Source organism: Paraburkholderia monticola (assembly GCF_001580545.1).
Classification (GTDB): domain Bacteria; phylum Pseudomonadota; class Gammaproteobacteria; order Burkholderiales; family Burkholderiaceae; genus Paraburkholderia; species Paraburkholderia monticola.
Map to the genome: position 1 here is coordinate 259,270 of NZ_LRBG01000001.1, position 21,117 is coordinate 280,386.

Below are 21,117 nucleotides of genomic sequence, written 5' to 3' on the forward strand. Positions count from 1 at the left end.
CGACAGAGGAGGAAACATCATGCCGTGGTTCATCCTGGCGCTCTTCATCGCCGCGCTTGCCCTCGTCTACTTTCAGGCCCGCGCCTCGTGGTGGCTCGCGACGCTGATCGTCTGGGTCGCGGCCGCGCACGTCAGCGGCGCGGCAGGCCCGCTACTCACGACACTACTCGCGATCGTGCTGGTGTGCCCCGCCCTCGTGTTGACGATCAGGCCGCTGCGCCGCGCATGGCTCGCCAAACCGGCGCTCGATACGTTCCGCACGATCCTGCCGCAGATGTCGCCGACCGAACGCGACGCGATCGAAGCCGGCACGGTCTGGTGGGACGCCGAGCTGTTCTCGGGCCGTCCGCACTGGGACACGCTGCTGGGCTACGGGCCGGCCACGCTCAGCGCCGAAGAGCAAGCCTTCCTCGACGTCGAATGCGAGCAGTTGTGCGACCTCGCTAACGACTGGGACACCACGATGATCTGGCAGGACCTGTCGCCGCAAACGTGGCAGTTCATCAAGGAGCGCGGCTTTCTCGGCATGATCATTCCGAAGCGCTACGGTGGCAAACAGTTCTCCGCGTACGCGCATTCGCAGGTCATCATGAAGCTCGCGACGCGCTGCTCGGCCGCGGCCGTCTCGGTGATGGTGCCGAACTCGCTCGGCCCCGCCGAGCTGCTGATGCACTACGGCACCGACGCGCAGAAGAACCACTATCTGCCGCGTCTCGCGCGCGGCGAGGAGATCCCCTGCTTCGCGCTGACGAGCCCGTATGCCGGTTCCGACGCCGCCGCGATTCCCGATATCGGTATCGTCTGCAAGGGTATGCACGAGGGCCGCGAAACACTCGGTTTTCGCGTCACGTGGGACAAGCGCTACATCACGCTCGGGCCGATTGCGACGGTGCTCGGCCTCGCGTTCCGCGCGCTCGACCCCGACCATCTGCTCGGTGCGAACGACGAACCCGGCATCACCTGCGCGCTGATTCCGACCGATCATCCTGGCGTCGACATCGGCCGCCGGCACTGGCCGTTGAACGCGGTGTTCCAGAACGGCCCGAACTCGGGCAAGGACGTGTTCATTCCGCTCGACTGGGTGATCGGCGGACGCGACCAGGTCGGCAACGGCTGGCGGATGCTGATGGAGTGTCTGGCGGCGGGCCGGGCGATCTCGCTGCCGTCGTCGAACGTCGGGATGGCGAAGCTCGCGGTACGCGGCACCGGTGCGTATGCCGCGATACGCCGTCAGTTCCGCGCCGCCGTCGGCAAGTTCGAGGGCGTCCAGGAAGCGCTCGGCCGCATGGGCGGCAATCTGTACGTGATGGATGCCGCGCGGCGCCTGTCCGCGCAGGCGGTCGACCTCGGCGAGAAACCTTCGGTGATTTCGGCGATCGCCAAGTATCACGTCACCGAGCGGGCACGCATGGTGATCAACGACGGCATGGACGTCACGGCCGGCAAGGGCATTTGCATGGGGCCGTCGAACTTCCTGGCGCGCGCGTATCAGCAGGTGCCGGTCTCGATCACCGTCGAAGGCGCGAACATTCTGACGCGCTGCCTGATCATCTTCGGCCAGGGCGCGATTCGCTGCCATCCGTACGTGCTGAAGGAAATGAGCGCGACGCGCGAGCCCGATCGCGCGAAGGCCTTGCGCGAGTTCGACGCGGCATTCTTCGGTCACGTGAATTTCACGCTGTCGAATGCGGTGCGCAGCGTCGTGGATGGGCTCACCGGCGGCGCCTTGATCGCGAAGCCGCGTCGCGCGCATGCGCCGCTCCACGCGTACTATCGTGCGGCGACGCGTCTGTCGACCGTGTTCGCGTTGCTCGCCGACGTGTCGATGCTGGTGCTCGGCGGCGAGCTGAAGCGTCGCGAACGCATCTCGGCGCGCCTCGGCGACGTGCTGTCGCAGCTCTATCTGATCTCGGCGACCCTGAAGCGCTTCGAAGACGAAGGCCGTCAGCAGGACGACCTGCCGCTCGTGCGCTGGGGCGTCGAAGATGCGCTCTACAGGGCGCAGCACGCGCTCGACGGCGTGCTCGCGAACTACCCGAACCTCCTCGTCGCGACGCTCGTGCGCGTGCTCGCGTTCCCGTTCGGTCTGCCGCATCGCGAGCCGTCCGACCAGCTCGGTGGCGAGATCGCCGAGTTGATGCAAACACCGGGCGCCGCGCGCGAGCGGCTCGTCGCCGGCTCGTACGTGCCGCATCCCGACGTCGACGCGCTCGGCTATGGCGAGCTCGTATTCGCCCTGAATCCGCGCTTCACGCAAATCGAGCAGAAGCTGCGCGACGCGCTCCGGCAAGGTCGACTCGAACCGATGCCGCAAAGCCTGCCGCAACTCGCCGCGTGGACCGATACGGCAGAGCGCCAGGGCTTCATCGATGCCGATGAACGGCGCGTGCTCGACGACTACGCGCGCTATGCCGCGCAGGTCGTCAAGGTCGACGATTTCCCCGCCGACTTCGACCTGCTCGCGAGTCTGCAAATGCGCAAGGAAGCGCTCGAAAAGGCCCTGGAACTGGCGGCCTGATGAGCCGGTCGACGGGGAAAAACTATCGACGCGGCGCGGCAAATCGTACCGGAGTCACGCAACTCAAGGCACACTGACACACGTCCAACGCCCCTGAACACCCCAGAGGCTGAGCGCGGCGCGTCCAGCGGAGCAACCGATAACATGAACGACTCCTACCTGAAGTTCGTCAACTCGCCGTTCGGCGGCCGCCTCGCGCGCTCGCTCGGCCTGCCGAAGCCCGAGGTGCTGCGGCGCTACCGCGCGGATCGCCCCGAGTTCGACGGCCTGGTCGCGATCGGCGCGGGCCGCGAGCCACACCTGTTCGACGCGCTCGCGAGTCTGATCGCGAGCATCGGCATGACGAGCGTCGCGCACGAAAGCGCCGGGCTCTGGGTGCCGCTCGCCAGCCGCCACGGTCTGATGACCGGCCGCTTCGAGCCGGCCGAAGCCGCTGCGCCGGGCAAGCTCGCCGCGCTGCTGTTCGACGCGAGCGGTATCGACGACAGCAGCCTGCTCGAACCGCTGCACGGCTTTTTCCACGACACGCTGCGCTCGCTCGGCAAGTGCGGGCGCATCGTCGTGCTCGGCCGGCCGCCCGAGACCTGCGCGAGCCCGCGTCAGTGGACCGCCCAGCGCGCGCTCGAAGGGTTCGTGCGCTCGCTCGGCAAGGAAGCGCGGCGCGGCATCACCGCGAATCTGGTGTATGTCGAACCAGGTTCGGAAAGCGGCATCGAGGCGACGCTGCGCTTTTTCCTGTCGCCGCGCTCGGCCTATGTGTCGGGCCAGGTGGTGCGGATCGCGGCACACGGCGCGCTCCCGCAAAACCCGCCCGCGTTCGACTGGCGACAGCCGCTCGCCGGCCACCGCGCGCTCGTCACGGGCGCCGCACGCGGCATCGGCGCGTCGATCGCGAGCGTGCTCGCGGCCGAGGGCGCGCAGGTGATCGGCCTCGACGTTCCGTCCGCGCGCGATGCGCTCGACGCAACGATGCGTCAGCTGAACGGCAGCGCGCTCGCGTTCGACATCGCCGCGCCCGAAGCGCCCGCGCAGATCGCCGCCGCCCTCGACGAGCTCGGGGTCGACATCGTCGTGCATAACGCCGGCATCACGAAGGACAAGACCATCGCGAAGATGACCGACACCGCTTGGCAAAGCGTGATCGACATCAACCTGAGCGCGCAGGAGCGCATCGACGAGGCGCTGCTCGCGGGCGGCATCCTGCGCGACGGCGGGCGCATCATTGCGGTGTCGTCGATCAGCGGCATTGCGGGCAATCCCGGCCAGACCAATTACGCGACGTCGAAGGCGGGTGTGATCGGCCGCGTGCAGAGCATGGCGCCTCATCTGCGCGCACGCGGCATCACGATCAACGCGGTCGCGCCCGGCTTCATCGAAACGCAGATGACCGCGAAAATTCCGCTCGCGATTCGCGAGGCCGGCCGCCGCATGAACTCGATGAGCCAAGGCGGCCAGCCGGTCGACGTCGCGCAGACCATCGCATGGCTCGCGCATCCGGGCTCGGCCGGCGTGACGGGTCAGGTCGTGCGCGTGTGCGGTCAAAGCCTGATCGGCGCCTGAACGGGAGCATCAGCATGAGCGAATCGGGTGATCCGTTCGGCAGCCTTCAGCCCGCGCCCACGCCTGGCGGCGACGGCGCGCGGCCGAAAACCGTCGTCATCGAAACGCTGCCCGCGCCGGCGAAGTTGTATGGGCGCGCGCTGACCGGCATCGTCAAACGCGGCCGCGACTCGCGGCTGCCGGCGCTGCGGCTCGTGCGCCCCGCCGTCGCGCTCGACCCCGGACCGGTATGGCGCTACGCGCGCGTGTGCGGCTTCATCCCCGAGCATGGCGTGCCGCTCACCTACCCGCATCTGCTCGCGTTTCCGCTGCATCTGCTGATGCTGACCGATCCCGCGTTTCCGTGGCCCGCGCTCGGCCTCGTGCATCTGGCCAATCACGTGCGGCTGCGCCGGCCGCTCGCGTACAAGGATCTGCTGCGCATCGAGGTCGAATTCGGCGCGCTGCTGCGTCACGACAAGGGCCAGGCGTTCGTCGTGCACACGCGCATCTTTCGACGCGGCGAGGCGGTGTGGGACGGCGACAGCATCTATCTGAAGCGCGCGGTGCCGGCGATCGGCCACCCACTCCAGGCACTGACGCCCGGCCCCGATGCGCTGCAACGGATCGCACGCTGGCAGCTCGCGCCGCAACTGGGCCGCGACTACGCGAGCGTGTCGGGCGACTACAACCCGATCCACATGAGCGCGTTATCGGCGAAAGCGTTCGGCTTTCCGCGCGCGATCGCGCATGGCATGTGGACGCTCGCGCGCGCCGCGTCGTCATTGCAGCCGCCGAAACCGCTCGCCGAAGCGACGCTCAGCGCCGAGTTCAAGGTGCCGATGCTGCTGCCGGGCGAAGCGTCGCTGTGGAGCGCATCGCCGTCGCTGATCGAGCGCGATCTCGAGGTGCGCGATATCGCCGGCGACAAGCCGCATTTGCGCGGGCGCATGCAGTGGCGGCTGCTATGAGCCGCGAGCGCACCGTAGGCCGATAGACCTGTCACCCGGGCACGACCCAAAGGAGCCGAGCATGTCCCACCCGCAACCCGCTGTGCGTCGCGTCGCCATCGTCGGGGGCAACCGGATTCCGTTTGCCCGCGCGAACACCGCGTATGCGAGCGCATCGAATCAGGACATGCTGACCTTTACGCTGCAAGGCCTGATCGATCGCTACGGCCTGCATGGGGTGCGTCTGGGCGAAGTCGCGGCGGGCGCGGTCATCAAGCATTCACGCGATTTCAATCTGACGCGCGAGTCCGTGCTGTCCACCACGCTCGCGAAGGAAACGCCCGCCTACGACGTGCAGCAGGCCTGCGGCACCGGCCTCGAAGCGGCGATTCTCGTCGCCGGCAAGATCGCGCTCGGACAGATCGACGCGGGCATCGCGGGCGGCGTCGATACCACCTCCGACGCGCCGATCGGCGTCAACGAGCGCATGCGCAAGATCCTGCTCGAAGCGAATCGCGGCAAGAGCACCGGCCAACGGCTCGGCGCGCTCAGCAAGTTGCGGCCCGGCATGTTCTTCAAGCCGCAGTTGCCGCGCAACGTCGAGCCGCGCACGGGGCTGTCGATGGGCGAGCATTGCGAGCTGATGGCCAAGCGCTGGAACATCTCGCGCGAGGCGCAGGACGTGCTCGCGTACGAGAGCCATCGCAAGCTCGCCGACGCGTATGCGCGCGGCTTCGTCAACGATCTGATGACGCCGTACAAGGGCCTCGCGCGCGACAACAATCTGCGCGCCGACCTGTCGCTCGAAAAGCTTGCGAATCTGAAGCCGGTGTTCGACCGCGATGCCGGCACGCTGACCGCCGGTAATTCGACGCCGCTCACCGACGGCGCATCCGCCGTGCTGCTCGCGAGCGAAGCATGGGCGGCCGAGCGTGGCTTGCCGGTGCTCGCGTACCTGAGCTGGTCGGAAACGGCGGCCGTCGACTTTTTCGACAAAAAGGAAGGCCTGCTGATGGCGCCCGCCTACGCGGTGCCGCGCATGCTCGCACGCGCGGGCCTCGCGTTGCAGGACTTCGATTTCTATGAAATCCACGAAGCGTTCGCGGCCCAGGTGTTGTGTACGCTCGCGGCATGGCAGGATGACGAATATTGCCGCACGCAGCTCGGACTCGCCGGCGCACTGGGCACGATCGATCGCACGAGGCTCAACGTGAACGGCGGCTCGCTCGCGACCGGCCATCCGTTTGCGGCGACGGGTGCACGCATCGTCGCCGCGCTCGCGAAGATGCTCGCGCAACTCGACAAGCCGGCCGGCGGCGCGCGCGGGCTGATCTCGATCTGCGCGGCGGGCGGCCAGGGGGTGGTCGCGATTCTCGAACGATAGCGTGGCTACGAATACCAACATCTCAGGAGACGACTGATGACCCAGCCTATTCAGGCTCCGCTGCAAATGTCCGACGCAGGCGGCACTGATGGACCAAACCGCGGACCAACTCGCGCGCCGAACACCGACGGCATCTGGTACGCGTCCTACCCGCACGACGTGCCGCGCGACATCGACGTCACGCAATACGAGTCGATCGGCCAGTTCTTCGACGACTGCGTCGCGCAGTTCCGCGAGCGCGTCGCCTACGTGAGCGTCGGCGCGAACCTGACGTACGGCGAGCTGGGCCGCAAGGCAACCGCGTTCGCCGCGTACCTGCAAAGCATCGGTGTGCAGCCGGGCGAGCGCGTCGCGATCATGCTGCCGAACACCTTCCAGTATCCGGTCGCGCTGTTCGGCGCGATCAAGGCGGGCGCGGTGGTCGTCAACGTGAATCCGCTCTACACGGTGCGCGAACTTGCACATCAGCTCAAAGACAGCGGCGCGCAGACGATCGTCGTGTTCGAGAACTTCGCGAAGACGCTCGAAGATGCACTGCCTGGTACCAAGGTGCGCAACGTGCTGGTGACCGGCCTCGGCGATCTGCTCGCCGACGGCCTGAATCCGAAGGGGCGTCTGCTCAATTTCATGCTGCGTCGCGTGAAGAAGATGGTGCCCGCTTACAAACTGCCACAGGCGGTGCCGCTCCTGAAAGCGCTTGCGACCGGTTATGCGCGGCCGCTCACCCCGGTGGCCGTGACGCACGACGACATCGCGTTCCTGCAATACACGGGCGGCACGACCGGCGTCGCGAAAGGTGCGATGCTCACGCACCGGAACATCATCGCCAATCTGTTGCAGGCGAAGGCGTGGGCCGCGGGGCAACTGTCCGGCGAAGGCGAAACGGTGCTCACGCCGCTGCCGCTTTATCACATCTACTCGCTGACCGTGAATGCGCTGATCTTCATGGGGCTCGGCGGTCGCAACATCCTGATCGCGAATCCGCGCGACATGAAGCGCGTGATGATGATCATCCGTCACGAAAAATTCACCGGCATGACCGCGGTCAACACGCTCTACAACGCCTTCCTCGACAACGAGGAATTCTGCCGGCGTGACTTTTCCGACCTGAAGCTCGCGATGGCGGGTGGCATGGCGACGCAAAAAGCCGTCGCCGAGCGCTTCAAGGCGGTGACGGGCAAGCCGATCGTCGAGGGCTACGGGCTCACCGAGTGCTCGCCGATCGTCTCGATGAATCCGGTCGATCTGACCAATCTGCGCGACTTCGAAGGCTCGATCGGTCTGCCCGCGCCGTCCACCCAGGTGCGCTTTCGCAAGGACGACGGCAGTTGGGCCAACATCGGCGAGGCGGGCGAGCTGTGCGTGAAAGGTCCGCAAGTGATGAAAGGCTACTGGAACCGGCCCGAGGAAACCGCGAAAGTGATCGACGACGACGGCTGGCTCGCGACCGGCGACATCGGCGTGATGGATTCGCGCGGCTTTATCCGGCTGATCGATCGCAAGAAGGACATGATCATCGTGTCGGGCTTCAACGTGTATCCGAACGAAATCGAGGACGTGATCGCCGCGCATCCGGACGTGCGCGAAGTCGCGGCGATCGGCGTGCCGGACCCCGCGCAGGGCGAGCGCGTGAAGGTCTTCATCGTGCGGCGCACGCCGACGCTCACCGCCGAGCAGGTGATCGCGTACTGCCGCAAGAATCTGACCGGCTACAAGGTGCCGAAGCTCGTCGAGTTCCGCGACGAGTTGCCGCAAACCAACGTCGGCAAAATTCTGCGCCGCGCGTTGCGCGACGAGGAACTCGCGAAGCAGAAGTCTGCCTGACGGGAATAAGGCTTGCGTTGCTACGTTATTGCCTTATCGACCGTGGCACCTTTCTGGAGGCATTCATGAAGCACCGTTCGTTGCTCAGTGTGCTCGTTGCCGGCGCCGCCCTGCTTTCAGTGCCGACAGCCTTCGCGCAGAACGACGACCGCCCGCCCCCGCTCGACACCGCGAGCGCCGTCAAACCGCCCGCCACGCCGGCTGCGCAGGTCGGCAAGCTCACGCTCGACCGGCAAGTCAAATGGCTGCGCGCCGCGCAGCAGAGCGGCGCGCTCGAACAACTCGACGACGCGCAACTGGTCGCGCTGTTCCAGTCGCTCGATCCGCTCGCGCTGCCGCGCTATATCAAGGAAGGGCCGAACGGCTATCCGTCGTACGAGTTTACGATGTCGCGCTCCGAACGGATTCGCGGCGTGTGGCCCGACAAGCCCGATCACATGCTCGTGCGCGTCGCGCACGACCCGCTGCGGATCTACGCGAAGTGGCTGCCCGACGGCGAGCATGCGGGCCAGGAAATCATCTACGACGAATCGAAGCGCAGCGACGAAACCTACGGCCACCTCGGCGGCATCATGAACGTGATGCCGCTGTGGACGTCGCTGGATGGTGCGCTCGCGCGCTCGCAATCGAATCACAACGTGCGCGATCTCGGCATCGAGTACATCGCCGACCAATACCTCAGCGAAGGCAAGAAATACACCGAGGCCGGCTTGCCGCGCTCGACGCGGATCGAAGTGAAGACGATCGACGGCGTGCGCGTCGTCGCTTTCACGTTCGAAACGCCGGTCGGCCAGCCGCAGTTCTACGCGAAGAAGGAAACGCTCGGGCTCGACCTGCGGCATCCGTTCTTTCGCAGCGTCGAGTCTTACGACAACGACGGCAAGATATTCGAGCGGATCGTGTTCGAGAACATCACGCCGAAGACGTTCGATGACTCGACGTTCGATCCGAAGAACAAGTCCTATAAGTTCTAGTCACGCGCGTGGCGCGGCGTCAGCGCGAAGGCCACGTAGGCGGATTGCGCCGGCCGCCCTTCGCGCGCTTCGTGACGGTGCTCGACGAAGCGTGTCGTGCGAAGCGCGAGATGTTGCAAGACGAAATAATCGGACGCGCGCGTGAAGCCGATCAGCGACGCAAGTGCTTGCGGGGTCTTGCCATCGTCGAATAGCGGCGCGAGTGTGGTGAACCACAGCGCGCCGGCGTCGTCGCCGGTTTCGAAGGTCGGCAAACGAAGATGCGCGGCATAGCGCGCGAACGATGCGCCGCAGTCGAGCGTCGAGTCGACGATTGCGAACGTGCGCGCGTTATCGGCGCGCGCGGCGGCTTGCGCGAGCCACGGCCATGCGCCGCCCGCGGCCGTCGCGAGCCACCCGCCGGTCAGCATGAAAGTGCGTCGATCCATGTGTGTGCACGTCCGATTCAGTGGGCCCTGCGCGTTCGCGCGGGCCGCTCACGTGTACCCCCGCCGGTCGCGCCACGCCGCCGGCCAGATACCCTGCTTGCCCGGCGCGAGAATACCGTTCGGGTCGAGCGTATCCTTCACCGTTTCGGCCAGGCGCAGCGACGCGCCATCGTTGAAGCTGTATTGCGCGGCCGCAAAATCCATATACGCGAGATGCGCGCGATATTGGCCGTAGCCGGCCGCGCGCGTATCGCTCATCAGCGAGCGCAACAGCTGGCCTGCCTGCTCCACCTGGTTCGCGTCGTCACGATCGAAAATCGCCGCGAAGATGTGATGCAGATGCCGTTCGCCCGCCGTGAAACCGCCGTAGTAATCGAAACCGTATTCCGCCGCGCGCGTCTTCACCATCGTGTACTGGCGCATCGCGTCGCGCCCGGTCGCCGGACAGATCGGCGCGAAGTCGACGTGCGCGCCCGCGCCGCCGCGCCAGTCGAGCATGCGAAACGCGGTCATCGCGGGAATGCCGGCCATGTTGCGGTCGCCGCCGCCGGTCGGCTGTGCATCGCCGGCATAACGCGCTGCCGTGAGCCGCGCCTCTGGCACGCGCGCGAACGCGCGCTCCATCAGCGCGTAGCGCGCGTCGATCAGATCGGGCGTGCCGTACAGCGCGAAATGCAGGTTCCAGCGGCCGACGCCGAGCTTCTCGAGCATGGCGGCCACCGCGCTCTCGGGCATCGCGCCCGTGCCGTCGTACCACTGCCGGCGCGCCGACAGACTCGCCGCGCGCCGCAATCCGCCCTCGACCACCGCATGATTGCGGATCGTGCCGTCGAGCCGCAGCGGCCGCAGAATCTCGACGATCGCCTCCAGATCCGCCTCGCGACGAAACTGGATCTCGCCGAGCAGATAGGCGGGCGGCGCGGGCATCAGCCAGACACCGAGCTTCGTGACGATGCCGTAGTTCGACTGCATGAACATCGCATCGAACGACGGCCCGTAGCCCGGTTGATACAGCTGCCACCCCGTGCCGATCTCGATGCCGCCCATGCCGGTGCGCAGCACGTCGCCGTTGGCGAGCACCACCTCCATGCCGCATTGCGCGGCCGCGTGGTCGCCGTAGTCGGTGTAGCCGAAGCCACGCTCGAGCGTGTTGCCGACCACGCTGCCCCAGCCGGCGGCGGGCGGGTCGACCCACAGCTTGTAGCCTTTGTCACGCAAATGCGCGTTGAGATCGAAATAGCTGACGCCAGGTTCGACGAGCGCATAGGCGAGCGTTTCATTGACCTCGAGGATGCGGTTCATGCGCTGCAAGTCGAGCACGACGGAGCCGGTCAGACGCGGCGCGGCGCCGCCGTACGCGAAGTTGCGCCCGGTCGACACGGTCCACAGCGGAATCCGGTATTGATTGGCGACCCGCAGCACCGCGCGGATTTCATCGACCGACGCGGGCAGCAACGCGGCACTTGCGGCAAACGCGCCGGGCTCGCCGGGCGCGAACGGATCGAGATAGGCCGCGAGGCCCGCAGCGGAGCTCACCACGTGCGCGTCGCCGAGGATCGCGCGCCAGCCGGCGAGCGCGCGATCGAACTGCGCGGCGGACAGGTTGGGCGGCAGCGTCTGGGGCAAGGCGTCTCCTTGTCAGGCAGGCGGCAGGCGCAATCGCGCGGGCGGCGCTTCGCGCAGCGCCCCGGACGGCCTTCTCGACATGCTATGCCTTTCTATTGCTGCCAGGTTTCGGGCTTACCGCCGAGCGCGCTACACACGTCGATCGCGATCTCGCGCAGCTTGCCTTCCCCAATCACGCCGGACAGCGCGTAGCCCATGCCGTCGTTGACCCAGTAGAAGGTGCGACGATTGCCGTCGCGCAGCAGGCGGAACGCGGTTTCGTCGCGGGCGATGCCGGTCACGTACAGCGTCAGGCGCACGCCGTTCTGGTTCTCGTACATGAACTGCGCGGCCGGTCCCGCCTCGCCGGGCAACAGCCGGCCGCCCACCAGCGAATAACCATACTCCTGCAGCGACGGCACCGACAGCGGACGGTTCAGCCGCTTCGAGAGCCAGTTGATCAGATGTTCCTCTTCGCTCGCTGCGACTTCGACCGGATGGCGCCGCTCGGGTGTGTACACCGCGTAGGCGATATCCGCGCGCTGCGCGAAACCCGCCGGCTGGGCGCCGAAGCCGCCCCACGCACCGCCGGTCAGCCGCGGCGCGAGCGGACCGAGCGCCAGCGCGAGACCGGCGCCGGCTGCGAGCCAGCAGGCGGCCAGACCCGCGCGCTGCCACCACGGCCGGGTTCGACGCACGATGATGAAGGCCGGGTCCTCCGCCGCCGCGGGCGGGCTGCCAACGTAAGAGGGCTCGCCGGATTCCGCGGCTTGCCGCTGATCGTGCGTCTGCTGCCCTGCTTGCGCTCGCCCGGTATCGCTGTGCGGCGCACCGCACAGCGCGCGCAACGCGGCTTTCTGCGCCCGCCATGCGGCAACGCGCGCAGCGGCCTGCGGATGCTCGCGAAGCAGCGCTTCGATCGCGGCGCGCTGCTCTTGCGGCAATTCGTCATCGACATAGGCCGACAACGCGCGCAGATCGAGCTCGTCGGGCAGACCGGATTCGAAGCGATCGTTGTTCATTGTCGGTTTCTCACCACTTTCAGCGGCGCGAATTTAGGCGCCGGCGCCGTTTGCGGCGCACCGGGATGCGGTCCCTGCACCGGCCCTCGCGGTTCCTCGCCCAGCAACGCGCGCATATGCTCGCGCGCCCGCGACAGCCGCGACATCACCGTACCGACCGGCACACCCAGCGCCCGCGACGCCTCCTGGTACGAGAGCTCCTCGACGCACACCAGCAGCAGCACCTCGCGCTGCTCGTGCGGCAAGCAGTACAGCGCGCGCTGCACGTCGCGCAGCACCAGGCCATCGACCTCGCCGTGCGGTGCCTCGAGATTGCGCCACGGCGCGCTTTCGTCGTCGACGGCGATCTCCCGGCGCCCGCGCAGCTGGTCGATGTACAGATGCCGCAGGATCGTCAGCAGCCATGCGCGCAGATTGCTGTTCGGCCGGAATGCCGACCAGCGCGCGAGCGCACGCTCCGCCGTATCCTGTACCAGATCGTCGGCCCAGGCGCGGTCGCCAGTCAGTGCGCGCGCATAACGGCGCAACTGCGGCAACCACGCGATCACTTCCGCTTCGAATGTCACCCGGCGTGTCAGGCTCGGTCGCGGCGTCAGTAGCCGCCGCCGCTGCTGCTGTTGCTGCTCGAGCCCGACGCCGCGTTGTCGGTATCACCGGCGTGCGCGAGCGAGCCACAGGCGAGCGCGAGCAGCACGAAGAGCGCTGACAGAATACGGGACACTTTCATGGTGAGCCTCCTGGCAGATGCCCGGCGCGCGATCCACTGACCGGCGCGGCGGGCGGCAGGCCGCGCAATGCGGTGCTGCCATACTGGACTTAACGGCGCGATCGCGCGTTTTATTCCACCGCCTTCGTAGCGCCTGTTCGCGGAGCTTTTTCCCGGCGCGTCGACGCTGGCCGTGGGCGTCCAACGCTCTGCCATGTTCCTCCTTTTCCGCCAAACATGCCGGCAACGCCTGGAGAGACCGGAAGAAGACGCCATTGAGCAGCAGATTCGTAACTCAACGTTACAGTGCCGGGTTATCGGATGCTTATGTGCTCACAAGTCGTTATAGTGGGCAAAGTTCGCCCCGTCGACGCGTTCTGCCCCCGCGTAGAGTAGAAAGGGTAAAATCGCGGCGAATCACCGTCTCTCTAACTTGAATTGTCCATGGCTTCCGCAGAATCGCATCCGCAAAACGACTTCATGAACGCTGCGCGCAAGGAACGAAAGCGCGTCGAGATCTATCTGGTCAACGGCATCCGCCTGACCGGATGCATCGAGTCGTTCGATCAGTACCTGGTGATGCTGCGCACGCCGGTCGGCCTGCAAGGCATCTACAAGCGCGCGATCTCCACGATCCAGCTCGACACCGGCACGCGGCCGGCGCCGCGCACCGGTCGAACCTCGCATGGCGAGCATGGCGCGCGCGGCCCGCATGGCTCGCGCGAGCATCGTGAACCGCGCGAAGGGCGTGAGTCGTATGGCGCGCCGTCGTCGGAGCGCTCGCCGGGCGAGCGTGGCAGCGGCAACTCCGAAGGCCCGGTGGTCGTCACGCGGCGTCGGCGTCTGTTCGGCACCGGCGGCGACGGCGGTAATCACGGTGGCAACCACGGCGGCAACCACGGCGGCGGCAGCTCCGGTGGCAATCAGGAATAAATACGAATAAGCGGTAACGGCCGCGCCTCGCTACTCCGTGGACGAACCGAGGCGCCGCAGAATTTTCTCCAGTTGCATCAGCTGCCTATCGGTCAGCTCGAACCTCCCCTTGACCGCCAGCACGCGGCGCCGCCAGTAGCCGGCGTCGAACAGTTGCAGTGCCGGTTGCTGCGTCGCCCAATCCAGGTGTTCCAGTTCGGCTTCCACGACGTGGGCTGCAAACACACGCCCAGTCCCCGCCGGCTTTTTTCCGTTCATGTGGTTCGCTGTGTGATCGATCGGTGTGTCGTTCGCGGCCCATGCGCGGCCGGACATCCGGAGAACGAACCGGGCGCGGCCGGTTTCAAACGACGCACTTAGGCCATTCGGCCCACGTTCGCCGGCGGCCGCGATGCGCTATGCTGAATGATTGACCCTGTAATGATGGAGCGCGTCATGATCAGCAAAAGCCAGCATGCTTCCAAGCCTGCGCGCACGCGCCGGGCGCCGCCGACCTCCGCCGAGACACGACTCGACGAGGCGCTGATGGAAAGCTTTCCCGCCAGCGATCCGATCGCCGTCGACATGACGGAGCCATCGCGGGCGCGGATACGCAAAACTCAGGCGGACACACGCAAGCGGCATTGAAATCGAGCCGGCTTGCGTCGGTCGCGGGCAGCGAAGAGTTGAGGAGTGGAAATGCCGAAGCGCCCGGCGGCTGAAGTGCGTTGCGCCGGTTAGTGATATGCGGAAAAGCGCCGATCAGCCCTCACCTCGCAGACGGGCCGGACGGCGCATCGATTCCCGCGCCGTCCCGCCGATCCACCAAGGCTCAGCTCGTCGCGCTCAGTGCAGCGGCAAGCCGCTATCGAGCTGACGCTGCAGGTCGCGTACCTGACGCTGCGCGACGCGCAACTGATCCTGCGCGGCGGCCTTCTGCTGTGCCAATTCGGTCGCCTCGGCGCGCTTCTGCTCCTGCTGGCTCGCGACGATGCTCTGCTGCTGACGCGCGATCTCGAGGTCGGCCTGCAGGCGGCTCGCGCGGTCCTGTGACAACGCGACGAGGCGTTGCGTGAACGCCTTCTGCGCTTCGAGTTGCGTGCGACGGATTTCGACGTCCGACAGCTGCACGGTCTGGCGCACGAAATCCTTATAGATGAGCTCGGCGCGCGCGACGTCCTGGGTCTTGATCACGCGCCAGAAATTCTTCTGCTGGAACAGCGCGACGTAGTAGGTCATCTCCTTGCCGTAGAACATCAGGCTCGCGCCATACGTGCCGTTATAGGTGGTGCGCAGTTCGCTCAGATCCGAGCCGTGGATCATCTGCTGCAATTCCGCGACATTGCCAGTGGCGGATTGGCGGTTTTCATCCGGCGTCAGCGCAGTGGTCTCGGCCTGGCCGGTCTGCGATGTGTCGGGCAACGCGGTCGTCGCACCCGGTTGTGAAACGATTGCGCTGCTGGCGCCAGTGATCTCCAGAGCCTGTGCATCCGCGCCCCGAAGAGCCCCCAATACGATGCATGCGGCCAGAGCAATCTCTCGTAGCTTTGAGTTTCGGTCCATGTATTACCTGCTGAACAGATTTTGTTTTAGTAGAAGCCGGCCATTATTACTTACTTTCGCGGGTTTCGGGCTCTGTCCGTTGCTGCTGAGCGACTCGCGCCACGTGCTCGGCTGCGTGTCGGCGTATGCGTCGAGCAAGAGGATCGCGATTGCACCGAACAAACCGGTGCGGAAATTGATTTGCAGCCTCGATCTGTCCGCCCCGCGAACGCGACATTCTTCTCACAGCCGCATTGACGCGCTTTAGAAGCGTCGCGTGCTGATTAGAAGCCCCACTATCAAACGACGGGTGCGCTTTCGCGTATTCTGCGCTGACGATGAAAACGGCACGCCGCTGGCATCGTCCTGCATCGCAAAGGCCGGTGCCGCACACCCGACCGCGATGCCCATAACGCCGCGCGACCATGATCGCGCGGACTCACATCAAGGAGGAAGACAATGACGCAATTCACTCAACGTGCTCGCGCGCTCGCAATGCGCACCGTCCGCCACGCCGCGCTGGCCGGCGCCCTGCTCGCCAGCGCCGCGACCGCGATGGCGCAGACCGAAACGCCGATTGGCACGTGGCAAACCATCGACGATCACACGGGCCAGCCGAAGGCGCTCATACAGATCACCCAGGACGGTAACGGCGAACTGAGCGGCAAGGTGATCAGAGGGCTCGGCGCAAACAACCAGCCGGATCGCCGCTGTACCGAATGCACCGACGCGCGGAAGGATCAGCCGATTCTCGGCATGACGATCATCAACAGCATGAAGAAGGATGGCGACGCGTGGGATCACGGTCAGATTCTCGATCCGGAAAACGGCAAACTCTACAAGTGCAAGATGCATCTCGAAGACAGCGGCAACAAGCTCGTGGTGCGCGGCTACATTGGCGTTGCGCTGCTCGGCCGCTCGCAGACGTGGATCCGGCAGCAGTGAGATTCGACGTGCTGCGCATGGGTAGCGCCTCACACGTCGTTAGAGTAAATGCAGCATAAAAAAACGGCCGGCGATCACGAATCGCGCGGCCGTTTCCATTGTGGCGGGCTGTTTGAAATGGTCATGCGGCCTGTTTGAACGATGCAGCACCAGCGAATGGCGAGGCGGACACCGGCGCGGCCGATGCCGGGTTGTATACGACGGGCGGAACACGGAACGCCGGGGGTACGCGCTCAGCTGCGGTGCCCTTGTGCTGCGGGTTCGCGTGCGTGCGCATACGCGCTTCCATCAAACTGCAGAGATCTTCGCTCGCGGCGCCGAGCAGTTGCTCCATGACGTGCTTGAGTACGCCCGATTCGTACCACGACTTGAAGCGGCGATGGCAGGTCTGATACGACGGGTACCGACGCGGCATGGCCGACCAGGTGGCGCCGTTATACATGACCCACAGCACGCCGTTGAGCACCGAGCGGGTATTGGCAAGCGGGCGGCCACGCATTTCGGTACGTGGCCTGAGTTCGGGCAGCAGTGGCGCAACGCGCTGCCATTCTTCATCTGTGATATCGCGATACGGGTTCATGCTTTCTCCTTTGTCAAAACGACGACAAAAGATAGCCAGTCATCCGTGCGCAGAATATAAGACCACTCCGATTCCTCAAACTGCGTTGTACGTTGCGGCTCAGGTCAGCGATGTATCGACGATCCGGCGCGGCGTGTCGAGATACTCCTTCGACTGCATCTCGACGATGCGCGACACCGTACGCGTGAATTCGTTGGCCATCGGCCCGTCGACGTACAGTTGCTCCGGCGGCACCGCGGCCGACATCAGCAGCTTGACCTTGTGGTCGTAGAACACGTCGATCAGCCATGTGAAACGGCGCGCTTCCGACGCCATACGCACCGACATCTGCGGCACGTCCGACAGGATCACCGCGTGAAAGCGACTCGCGAGTTCGAGGTAGTCGTTCTGCGAGCGCGGGCCGCCGCACAACGTCGCGAAGTCGAACCAGACGACGCCGTCCGCGCGGCGCAGCGCCTTCAGCTCGCGCTTCTCGATATGCAGCAGCGGACTTTCGTCGGGTACCGCGGCGAGGCGCGCGAAGGCGTCGCGCAGCGCCTTGCCGGCGGCGGCGTCGAGCGGCGTGTGATAGACCTCCACCTGCGCAAGCGTGCGCTGCCGGTAGTCGATCCCCGCGTCGACGTTGATCACGTCGAGCTTCTGCTTGATCAGCTCGATCGCGGGCAGCATGCGGTCGCGATGCAGGCCGTCCGGGTATAGCGTGTCGGGATCGTAATTGGACGTCATCACGAACTGCACGCCGTTCTCGAACAGCTTGTCGAGCAGACGGTAGAGAATCATCGCGTCGGCGATATCCGACACATGGAATTCGTCGAAACAGATCAGCCGATAACGCTTCGCGATGCGGCGCGCGAGTTCGTCGAGCGGGTCGGCCTGGCCTTTGAGGTCTTCGAGCTCACGATGCACTTCGCGCATGAACTCGTGGAAATGCAAACGTGTTTTGCGATGCAACGGCACGATCGTGTAGAAGCTGTCCATCAGGAAGCTCTTGCCGCGGCCCACGCCGCCCCACATGTACACGCCGCGCGGCAGATCGGGGTGAATGATCAGTTTCTTGAACGCGTTCGAGCGGCGCGACTTGTATTCGGTCCACTCTTCAAAGCACCGCTGCAGGCGGTCGACCGCCGCGCGCTGGGCCGGATCGGATTGATAACCGCGCGTCTGCAGTTCTTTTTCGTAGTATTCGGTGACGTTCATCGTGTTGCTGCAAAAAGAAAGGCGGGAGGGAGTGAACCCCGCCCGCCTTTGGTGATGCCAAGATTGCGTTTCGGTCAGGCGTGCGTGCTTACATGTTCAGCGCGCGCTTGTCGACAGCGAGTGCCGCTTCGCGCATGACTTCCGACAGCGACGGGTGCGGATGGCAAATACGGCCGATGTCTTCCGACGCCGCCTTGAACTCCATCGCCACCACGGCTTCCGCGATCAGGTCCGATGCGTTCGCCGAGATGATGTGCACGCCGAGCAGTTCGTCGGTCTTCGCGTCGGCGATCATCTTGACGAAACCATCCGCCTTGTTGATGCCCAGCGCGCGGCCGTTCGCCATGAACGGGAACTGGCCCGTCTTGATCTCGCGGCCTTCTGCCTTGAGCTGCTGCTCGGTCTTGCCGACCCATGCGATTTCCGGCTCGGTGTAGATCACCCACGGAACGCAGTTGTAGTCGATGTGCGGCTTCTGGCCGTCGATCACTTCCGCGACCATCACGCCTTCGTCTTCGGCCTTGTGCGCGAGCATCGGGCCGCGCACCACGTCGCCGATCGCGTACACGTTCGGCACGGCCGTCGCGCAGTGGTCGTCCACGTCGATGAAGCCGCGCTCGTTGGCCTTCAGGCCGATCGATTCGAGGCCGAGGTTGTCGGTGTTCGGCACACGGCCGACCGACACGATCAGTCGGTCGGCTTCGAGCGTCTGTGCGTTGCCGTCCTTGTCCGTGTAGGCGATCGTCACGCCGTTTTCGCTCGTCTTCACTTCGCCGACCTTTACGCCGACGTGGATGTCGAGACCCTGCTTCTTGAACTGCTTGGCCGCTTCCTTCGACAGCGCCTGGTCAGCCGCGCCGAGGAATTCCGGCAGCGCTTCGAGCACGGTCACGTCGGCGCCGAGGCGGCGCCACACCGAGCCGAGTTCCAGACCGATCACGCCCGCGCCGATCACGGCGAGCTTCTTCGGTGCCGTGTCGAACGAGAGCGCGCCTTCGTTGTCGGCGATCAGCTTGTTGTCGACCGGAATGCCCGGCAGGTGACGCGCCTTCGAACCCGTCGCGATGATCACGTTCTTCGCGGTGACGACTTCGCTGCTTGCACCATCCGTGCCTTCGCCGCTCACTTCGATCTGCACGCCGGCGTCGGTCTTGCCGGTGAACTTGCCGTGGCCCTTGAGCCACGTGATCTTGTTCTTGCGGAACAGGAATTCGATGCCCTTGGTCATCTTCTCGACGATGCCGTCCTTGCGGGACATCATCTTCGAGATATCGACCTGCACGTTCTCGACCGAGATACCGTGGTCGGCGAGGTGATGCGACGCGTTTTCAAACTCTTCCGACGACGCAAGCAGCGCCTTCGACGGAATGCAGCCGACGTTCAGGCAGGTGCCGCCGAGCTTCAGCGCGCCGGCCGGGTTCTTCCACTTTTCGATACATGCGACGGTCTTGCCGAGCTGCGCTGCGCGGATGGCGGCGATATAACCGCCAGGGCCTGCGCCGATCACGACGACGTCAAATTCTTTGGACATGACAATCCCTTTGATGGCGGAACGGCGCCGGGCCACCTGGGGTGGCGCGCGCCGTTCCTGTACTGCGGAATGCTAAAGACGTACTACGGATGACGCCGGTTCACGCAAAGCGCAGGCCGGCGTCAGTGGAACGAGCGCTTACAGGTCGAGCAGCAGGCGAGCCGGATCTTCCAGCGCGTCCTTCATCGCGACCAGCGACAGCACTGCTTCGCGGCCGTCGATGATGCGGTGGTCGTACGACAGCGCGAGGTAGTTCATCGGGCGGATCACGATCTGGCCGTTTTCGACCACAGCGCGCTCCTTGGTGGCGTGCACGCCGAGAATCGCGGACTGCGGCGGGTTGATGATCGGGGTCGACAGCATCGAGCCGAACACGCCGCCGTTCGAGATCGAGAACGTACCGCCGGTCATTTCTTCGATCGACAGCTTGCCGTCCTTCGCCTTCTGACCGAATTCGGCGATCTTCTTCTCGATGTCGGCGAGGCTCAGCTGATCCGCGTTGCGCAGGATCGGCACCACCAGACCACGCGGCGAGCCGACAGCGATACCGATGTCGAAGTAGCCGTGATAGACGATGTCGTTACCGTCGATCGACGCATTCACGAGCGGGAACTTCTTCAGCGCGTGAACAGCCGCCTTCACGAAGAACGACATGAAGCCGAGCTTCACGCCGTGTTCCTTCTCGAACTTGTCCTTGTACTTGTTGCGCAGATCCATGACCGGCGCCATGTTCACTTCGTTGAACGTCGTGAGGATGGCGTTGGTTTGCTGCGACTCGAGCAGACGCTCGGCGATACGCGCACGCAGACGCGACATCGGCACGCGCTGTTCCGGACGGTCCTTCAGCCACTGGTCGGCTGATGCCGGTGCCTTGACGTCCGGCAGCGACGGCTTCGCAGCCTTCGGAGCGGCGGCCGGAGCCGGTGCCGCCTTGGCAGCCGGAGCGCCGGCGGTGAGCACGTCGCCCTTCGTGATGCGGCCGTCACGGCCCGTGCCGGCGACGTCGCCCGCAGCCAGACCCTTCTCGGCCATCAGCTTGCCGGCAGCCGGCGAAGCAGCGGTGTTCGAGCCCGTTGCGGCGGCAGCCTGAGCGGCCGGCGCGGGAGCGGCAGCCGGTGCGGCGACCGGAGCCGGCTTCACTTCGGCTTCGACAGCGGCGGCGCCTGCGGTGCCTTCGGTGTCGATCTTCGCGATCACCTGATCGGCGGTGACCGTGTCGCCGTCGTTCGAGATGACTTGCGCGAGCACGCCTGCTGCCGGAGCCGGCACTTCGAGCACGACCTTGTCGGTCTCGATTTCGATGAGGATTTCGTCCTGAGCGACAGCCTCGCCGGGCTTCTTCTTCCACTGCAGCATGGTCGCTTCCGAGACCGACTCGGAGAGCTGGGGAACCTTGACTTCAACAATAGCCATTATGAGTATCCTGAATACGTATCGGGTGACGGCGCTTCTTCACGACC

20 protein-coding genes are annotated in these 21,117 nt (G+C 65.5%); 9 read left to right on the top strand and 11 right to left on the bottom strand.

Going from position 1 to position 21,117, the window contains the following annotated elements:
* Positions 1-19 precede the first annotated feature (19 nt).
* The 6 genes from CI15_RS01205 to CI15_RS01230 all read left to right on the top strand — a co-directional run bounded on the left by CI15_RS01205 (position 20) and on the right by CI15_RS01230 (position 9,189).
* Positions 20-2,518, top strand: a complete 2,499-nt coding sequence (locus CI15_RS01205; RefSeq protein ID WP_062123462.1) for an acyl-CoA dehydrogenase — start codon at positions 20-22, stop codon at positions 2,516-2,518.
* Between the two features lie 144 nt (positions 2,519-2,662).
* Positions 2,663-4,078: a 3-oxoacyl-ACP reductase gene (locus tag CI15_RS01210; protein ID WP_062123465.1), complete on the top strand. Its 1,416-nt coding sequence runs from the start codon at positions 2,663-2,665 to the stop codon at positions 4,076-4,078.
* A 14-nt stretch (positions 4,079-4,092) separates the two neighbouring features.
* Positions 4,093-5,028, top strand: coding sequence for a MaoC/PaaZ C-terminal domain-containing protein (locus CI15_RS01215; RefSeq protein WP_062123468.1), 936 nt, complete (start codon positions 4,093-4,095; stop codon positions 5,026-5,028).
* A gap of 61 nt (positions 5,029-5,089) precedes the next feature.
* A complete protein-coding gene (locus CI15_RS01220; protein WP_062123471.1) occupies positions 5,090-6,391 on the top strand; it encodes an acetyl-CoA C-acetyltransferase in 1,302 nt (433 codons plus the stop codon).
* A 36-nt stretch (positions 6,392-6,427) separates the two neighbouring features.
* Positions 6,428-8,215, top strand: coding sequence for an AMP-binding protein (locus tag CI15_RS01225; protein WP_062123473.1), 1,788 nt, complete (start codon positions 6,428-6,430; stop codon positions 8,213-8,215).
* Between the two features lie 65 nt (positions 8,216-8,280).
* The gene (locus tag CI15_RS01230) at positions 8,281-9,189 is read left to right on the top strand and encodes a DUF1571 domain-containing protein (RefSeq protein WP_062123476.1); all 909 of its coding nucleotides are present in this window, start codon (positions 8,281-8,283) and stop codon (positions 9,187-9,189) included.
* Here CI15_RS01230 and CI15_RS01235 read toward each other — a convergent pair.
* The 5 genes from CI15_RS01235 to CI15_RS38005 form a co-directional block, all read right to left on the bottom strand.
* Positions 9,186-9,617, bottom strand: coding sequence for a hypothetical protein (locus CI15_RS01235; RefSeq protein WP_062123479.1), 432 nt, complete (start codon positions 9,615-9,617; stop codon positions 9,186-9,188). The two genes, CI15_RS01230 and CI15_RS01235, sit on opposite strands and share 4 nt — an antisense overlap.
* Before the next feature lie 48 nt (positions 9,618-9,665).
* Positions 9,666-11,243 carry an FAD-binding oxidoreductase gene (locus tag CI15_RS01240; RefSeq protein ID WP_062123480.1) on the bottom strand — a complete coding sequence of 526 codons (1,578 nt, stop codon included), beginning with the start codon at positions 11,241-11,243 and terminating at the stop codon, positions 9,666-9,668.
* Between the two features lie 92 nt (positions 11,244-11,335).
* A complete protein-coding gene (locus tag CI15_RS01245; protein WP_062123483.1) occupies positions 11,336-12,244 on the bottom strand; it encodes an anti-sigma factor family protein in 909 nt (302 codons plus the stop codon).
* The gene (locus tag CI15_RS01250; RefSeq protein ID WP_062123486.1) at positions 12,241-12,810 is read right to left on the bottom strand and encodes an RNA polymerase sigma factor; all 570 of its coding nucleotides are present in this window, start codon (positions 12,808-12,810) and stop codon (positions 12,241-12,243) included. Before CI15_RS01250 ends, CI15_RS01245 begins: the two co-directional genes overlap by 4 nt.
* A 26-nt stretch (positions 12,811-12,836) precedes the next feature.
* Positions 12,837-12,971: a hypothetical protein gene (locus CI15_RS38005; protein WP_277621024.1), complete on the bottom strand. Its 135-nt coding sequence runs from the start codon at positions 12,969-12,971 to the stop codon at positions 12,837-12,839.
* Between the two features lie 423 nt (positions 12,972-13,394).
* Here CI15_RS38005 and hfq point away from each other — a divergent pair, with 423 nt between their 5' ends.
* A complete protein-coding gene (gene hfq, locus CI15_RS01255; protein WP_062123489.1) occupies positions 13,395-13,883 on the top strand; it encodes an RNA chaperone Hfq in 489 nt (162 codons plus the stop codon).
* Positions 13,884-13,913: 30 nt separating this feature from the next.
* Here the strand turns inward: hfq and CI15_RS01260 are convergent, their stop codons facing one another.
* Positions 13,914-14,141, bottom strand: coding sequence for a hypothetical protein (locus CI15_RS01260; RefSeq protein ID WP_062123878.1), 228 nt, complete (start codon positions 14,139-14,141; stop codon positions 13,914-13,916).
* A 177-nt stretch (positions 14,142-14,318) separates the two neighbouring features.
* Between CI15_RS01260 and CI15_RS01265 the strand changes: the two genes are divergently transcribed.
* Positions 14,319-14,510 carry a hypothetical protein gene (locus CI15_RS01265; RefSeq protein ID WP_062123881.1) on the top strand — a complete coding sequence of 64 codons (192 nt, stop codon included), beginning with the start codon at positions 14,319-14,321 and terminating at the stop codon, positions 14,508-14,510.
* 198 nt (positions 14,511-14,708) lie between these two features.
* Here the strand turns inward: CI15_RS01265 and CI15_RS01270 are convergent, their stop codons facing one another.
* Positions 14,709-15,425: a DUF2968 domain-containing protein gene (locus CI15_RS01270; RefSeq protein WP_062123492.1), complete on the bottom strand. Its 717-nt coding sequence runs from the start codon at positions 15,423-15,425 to the stop codon at positions 14,709-14,711.
* 438 nt (positions 15,426-15,863) lie between these two features.
* Here CI15_RS01270 and CI15_RS01275 point away from each other — a divergent pair, with 438 nt between their 5' ends.
* Positions 15,864-16,349, top strand: coding sequence for a DUF2147 domain-containing protein (locus CI15_RS01275; RefSeq protein ID WP_062123495.1), 486 nt, complete (start codon positions 15,864-15,866; stop codon positions 16,347-16,349).
* A 121-nt stretch (positions 16,350-16,470) separates the two neighbouring features.
* On the opposite strand, the gene CI15_RS01280 is transcribed toward CI15_RS01275, so the two are convergent.
* The 4 genes from CI15_RS01280 to odhB form a co-directional block, all read right to left on the bottom strand.
* The gene (locus CI15_RS01280) at positions 16,471-16,929 is read right to left on the bottom strand and encodes a transposase (RefSeq protein WP_062123497.1); all 459 of its coding nucleotides are present in this window, start codon (positions 16,927-16,929) and stop codon (positions 16,471-16,473) included.
* Between the two features lie 99 nt (positions 16,930-17,028).
* Positions 17,029-18,126: a cell division protein ZapE gene (gene zapE / locus CI15_RS01285; RefSeq protein WP_062123500.1), complete on the bottom strand. Its 1,098-nt coding sequence runs from the start codon at positions 18,124-18,126 to the stop codon at positions 17,029-17,031.
* Between the two features lie 88 nt (positions 18,127-18,214).
* Entirely contained in the window at positions 18,215-19,657 is a 1,443-nt protein-coding gene (gene lpdA / locus CI15_RS01290) for a dihydrolipoyl dehydrogenase (protein WP_062123503.1), read from the bottom strand.
* 138 nt (positions 19,658-19,795) lie between these two features.
* Complete coding sequence (odhB, locus tag CI15_RS01295; protein WP_062123506.1) at positions 19,796-21,070, bottom strand: 2-oxoglutarate dehydrogenase complex dihydrolipoyllysine-residue succinyltransferase; 1,275 nt, start codon at positions 21,068-21,070, stop codon at positions 19,796-19,798.
* Positions 21,071-21,117 lie beyond the last annotated feature (47 nt).

Bases quoted from the DNA above. Each gene is read 5' to 3' on its own strand.
- CI15_RS01205 (WP_062123462.1), top strand. From the start codon at position 20: ATGCCGTGGTTCATCCTGGCGCTCTTCATCGCCGCGCTTGCCCTCGTC.
- CI15_RS01210 (WP_062123465.1), top strand. From the start codon at position 2,663: ATGAACGACTCCTACCTGAAGTTCGTCAACTCGCCGTTCGGCGGCCGC.
- CI15_RS01215 (WP_062123468.1), top strand. From the start codon at position 4,093: ATGAGCGAATCGGGTGATCCGTTCGGCAGCCTTCAGCCCGCGCCCACG.
- CI15_RS01220 (WP_062123471.1), top strand. From the start codon at position 5,090: ATGTCCCACCCGCAACCCGCTGTGCGTCGCGTCGCCATCGTCGGGGGC.
- CI15_RS01225 (WP_062123473.1), top strand. From the start codon at position 6,428: ATGACCCAGCCTATTCAGGCTCCGCTGCAAATGTCCGACGCAGGCGGC.
- CI15_RS01230 (WP_062123476.1), top strand. From the start codon at position 8,281: ATGAAGCACCGTTCGTTGCTCAGTGTGCTCGTTGCCGGCGCCGCCCTG.
- CI15_RS01235 (WP_062123479.1), bottom strand. From the start codon at position 9,617: ATGGATCGACGCACTTTCATGCTGACCGGCGGGTGGCTCGCGACGGCC.
- CI15_RS01245 (WP_062123483.1), bottom strand. From the start codon at position 12,244: ATGAACAACGATCGCTTCGAATCCGGTCTGCCCGACGAGCTCGATCTG.
- CI15_RS38005 (WP_277621024.1), bottom strand. From the start codon at position 12,971: ATGAAAGTGTCCCGTATTCTGTCAGCGCTCTTCGTGCTGCTCGCGCTC.
- hfq (WP_062123489.1), top strand. From the start codon at position 13,395: ATGGCTTCCGCAGAATCGCATCCGCAAAACGACTTCATGAACGCTGCG.
- CI15_RS01260 (WP_062123878.1), bottom strand. From the start codon at position 14,141: ATGAACGGAAAAAAGCCGGCGGGGACTGGGCGTGTGTTTGCAGCCCAC.
- CI15_RS01265 (WP_062123881.1), top strand. From the start codon at position 14,319: ATGATCAGCAAAAGCCAGCATGCTTCCAAGCCTGCGCGCACGCGCCGG.
- CI15_RS01270 (WP_062123492.1), bottom strand. From the start codon at position 15,425: ATGGACCGAAACTCAAAGCTACGAGAGATTGCTCTGGCCGCATGCATC.
- CI15_RS01275 (WP_062123495.1), top strand. From the start codon at position 15,864: ATGACGCAATTCACTCAACGTGCTCGCGCGCTCGCAATGCGCACCGTC.
- CI15_RS01280 (WP_062123497.1), bottom strand. From the start codon at position 16,929: ATGAACCCGTATCGCGATATCACAGATGAAGAATGGCAGCGCGTTGCG.
- zapE (WP_062123500.1), bottom strand. From the start codon at position 18,126: ATGAACGTCACCGAATACTACGAAAAAGAACTGCAGACGCGCGGTTAT.
- lpdA (WP_062123503.1), bottom strand. From the start codon at position 19,657: ATGTCCAAAGAATTTGACGTCGTCGTGATCGGCGCAGGCCCTGGCGGT.
- odhB (WP_062123506.1), bottom strand. From the start codon at position 21,070: ATGGCTATTGTTGAAGTCAAGGTTCCCCAGCTCTCCGAGTCGGTCTCG.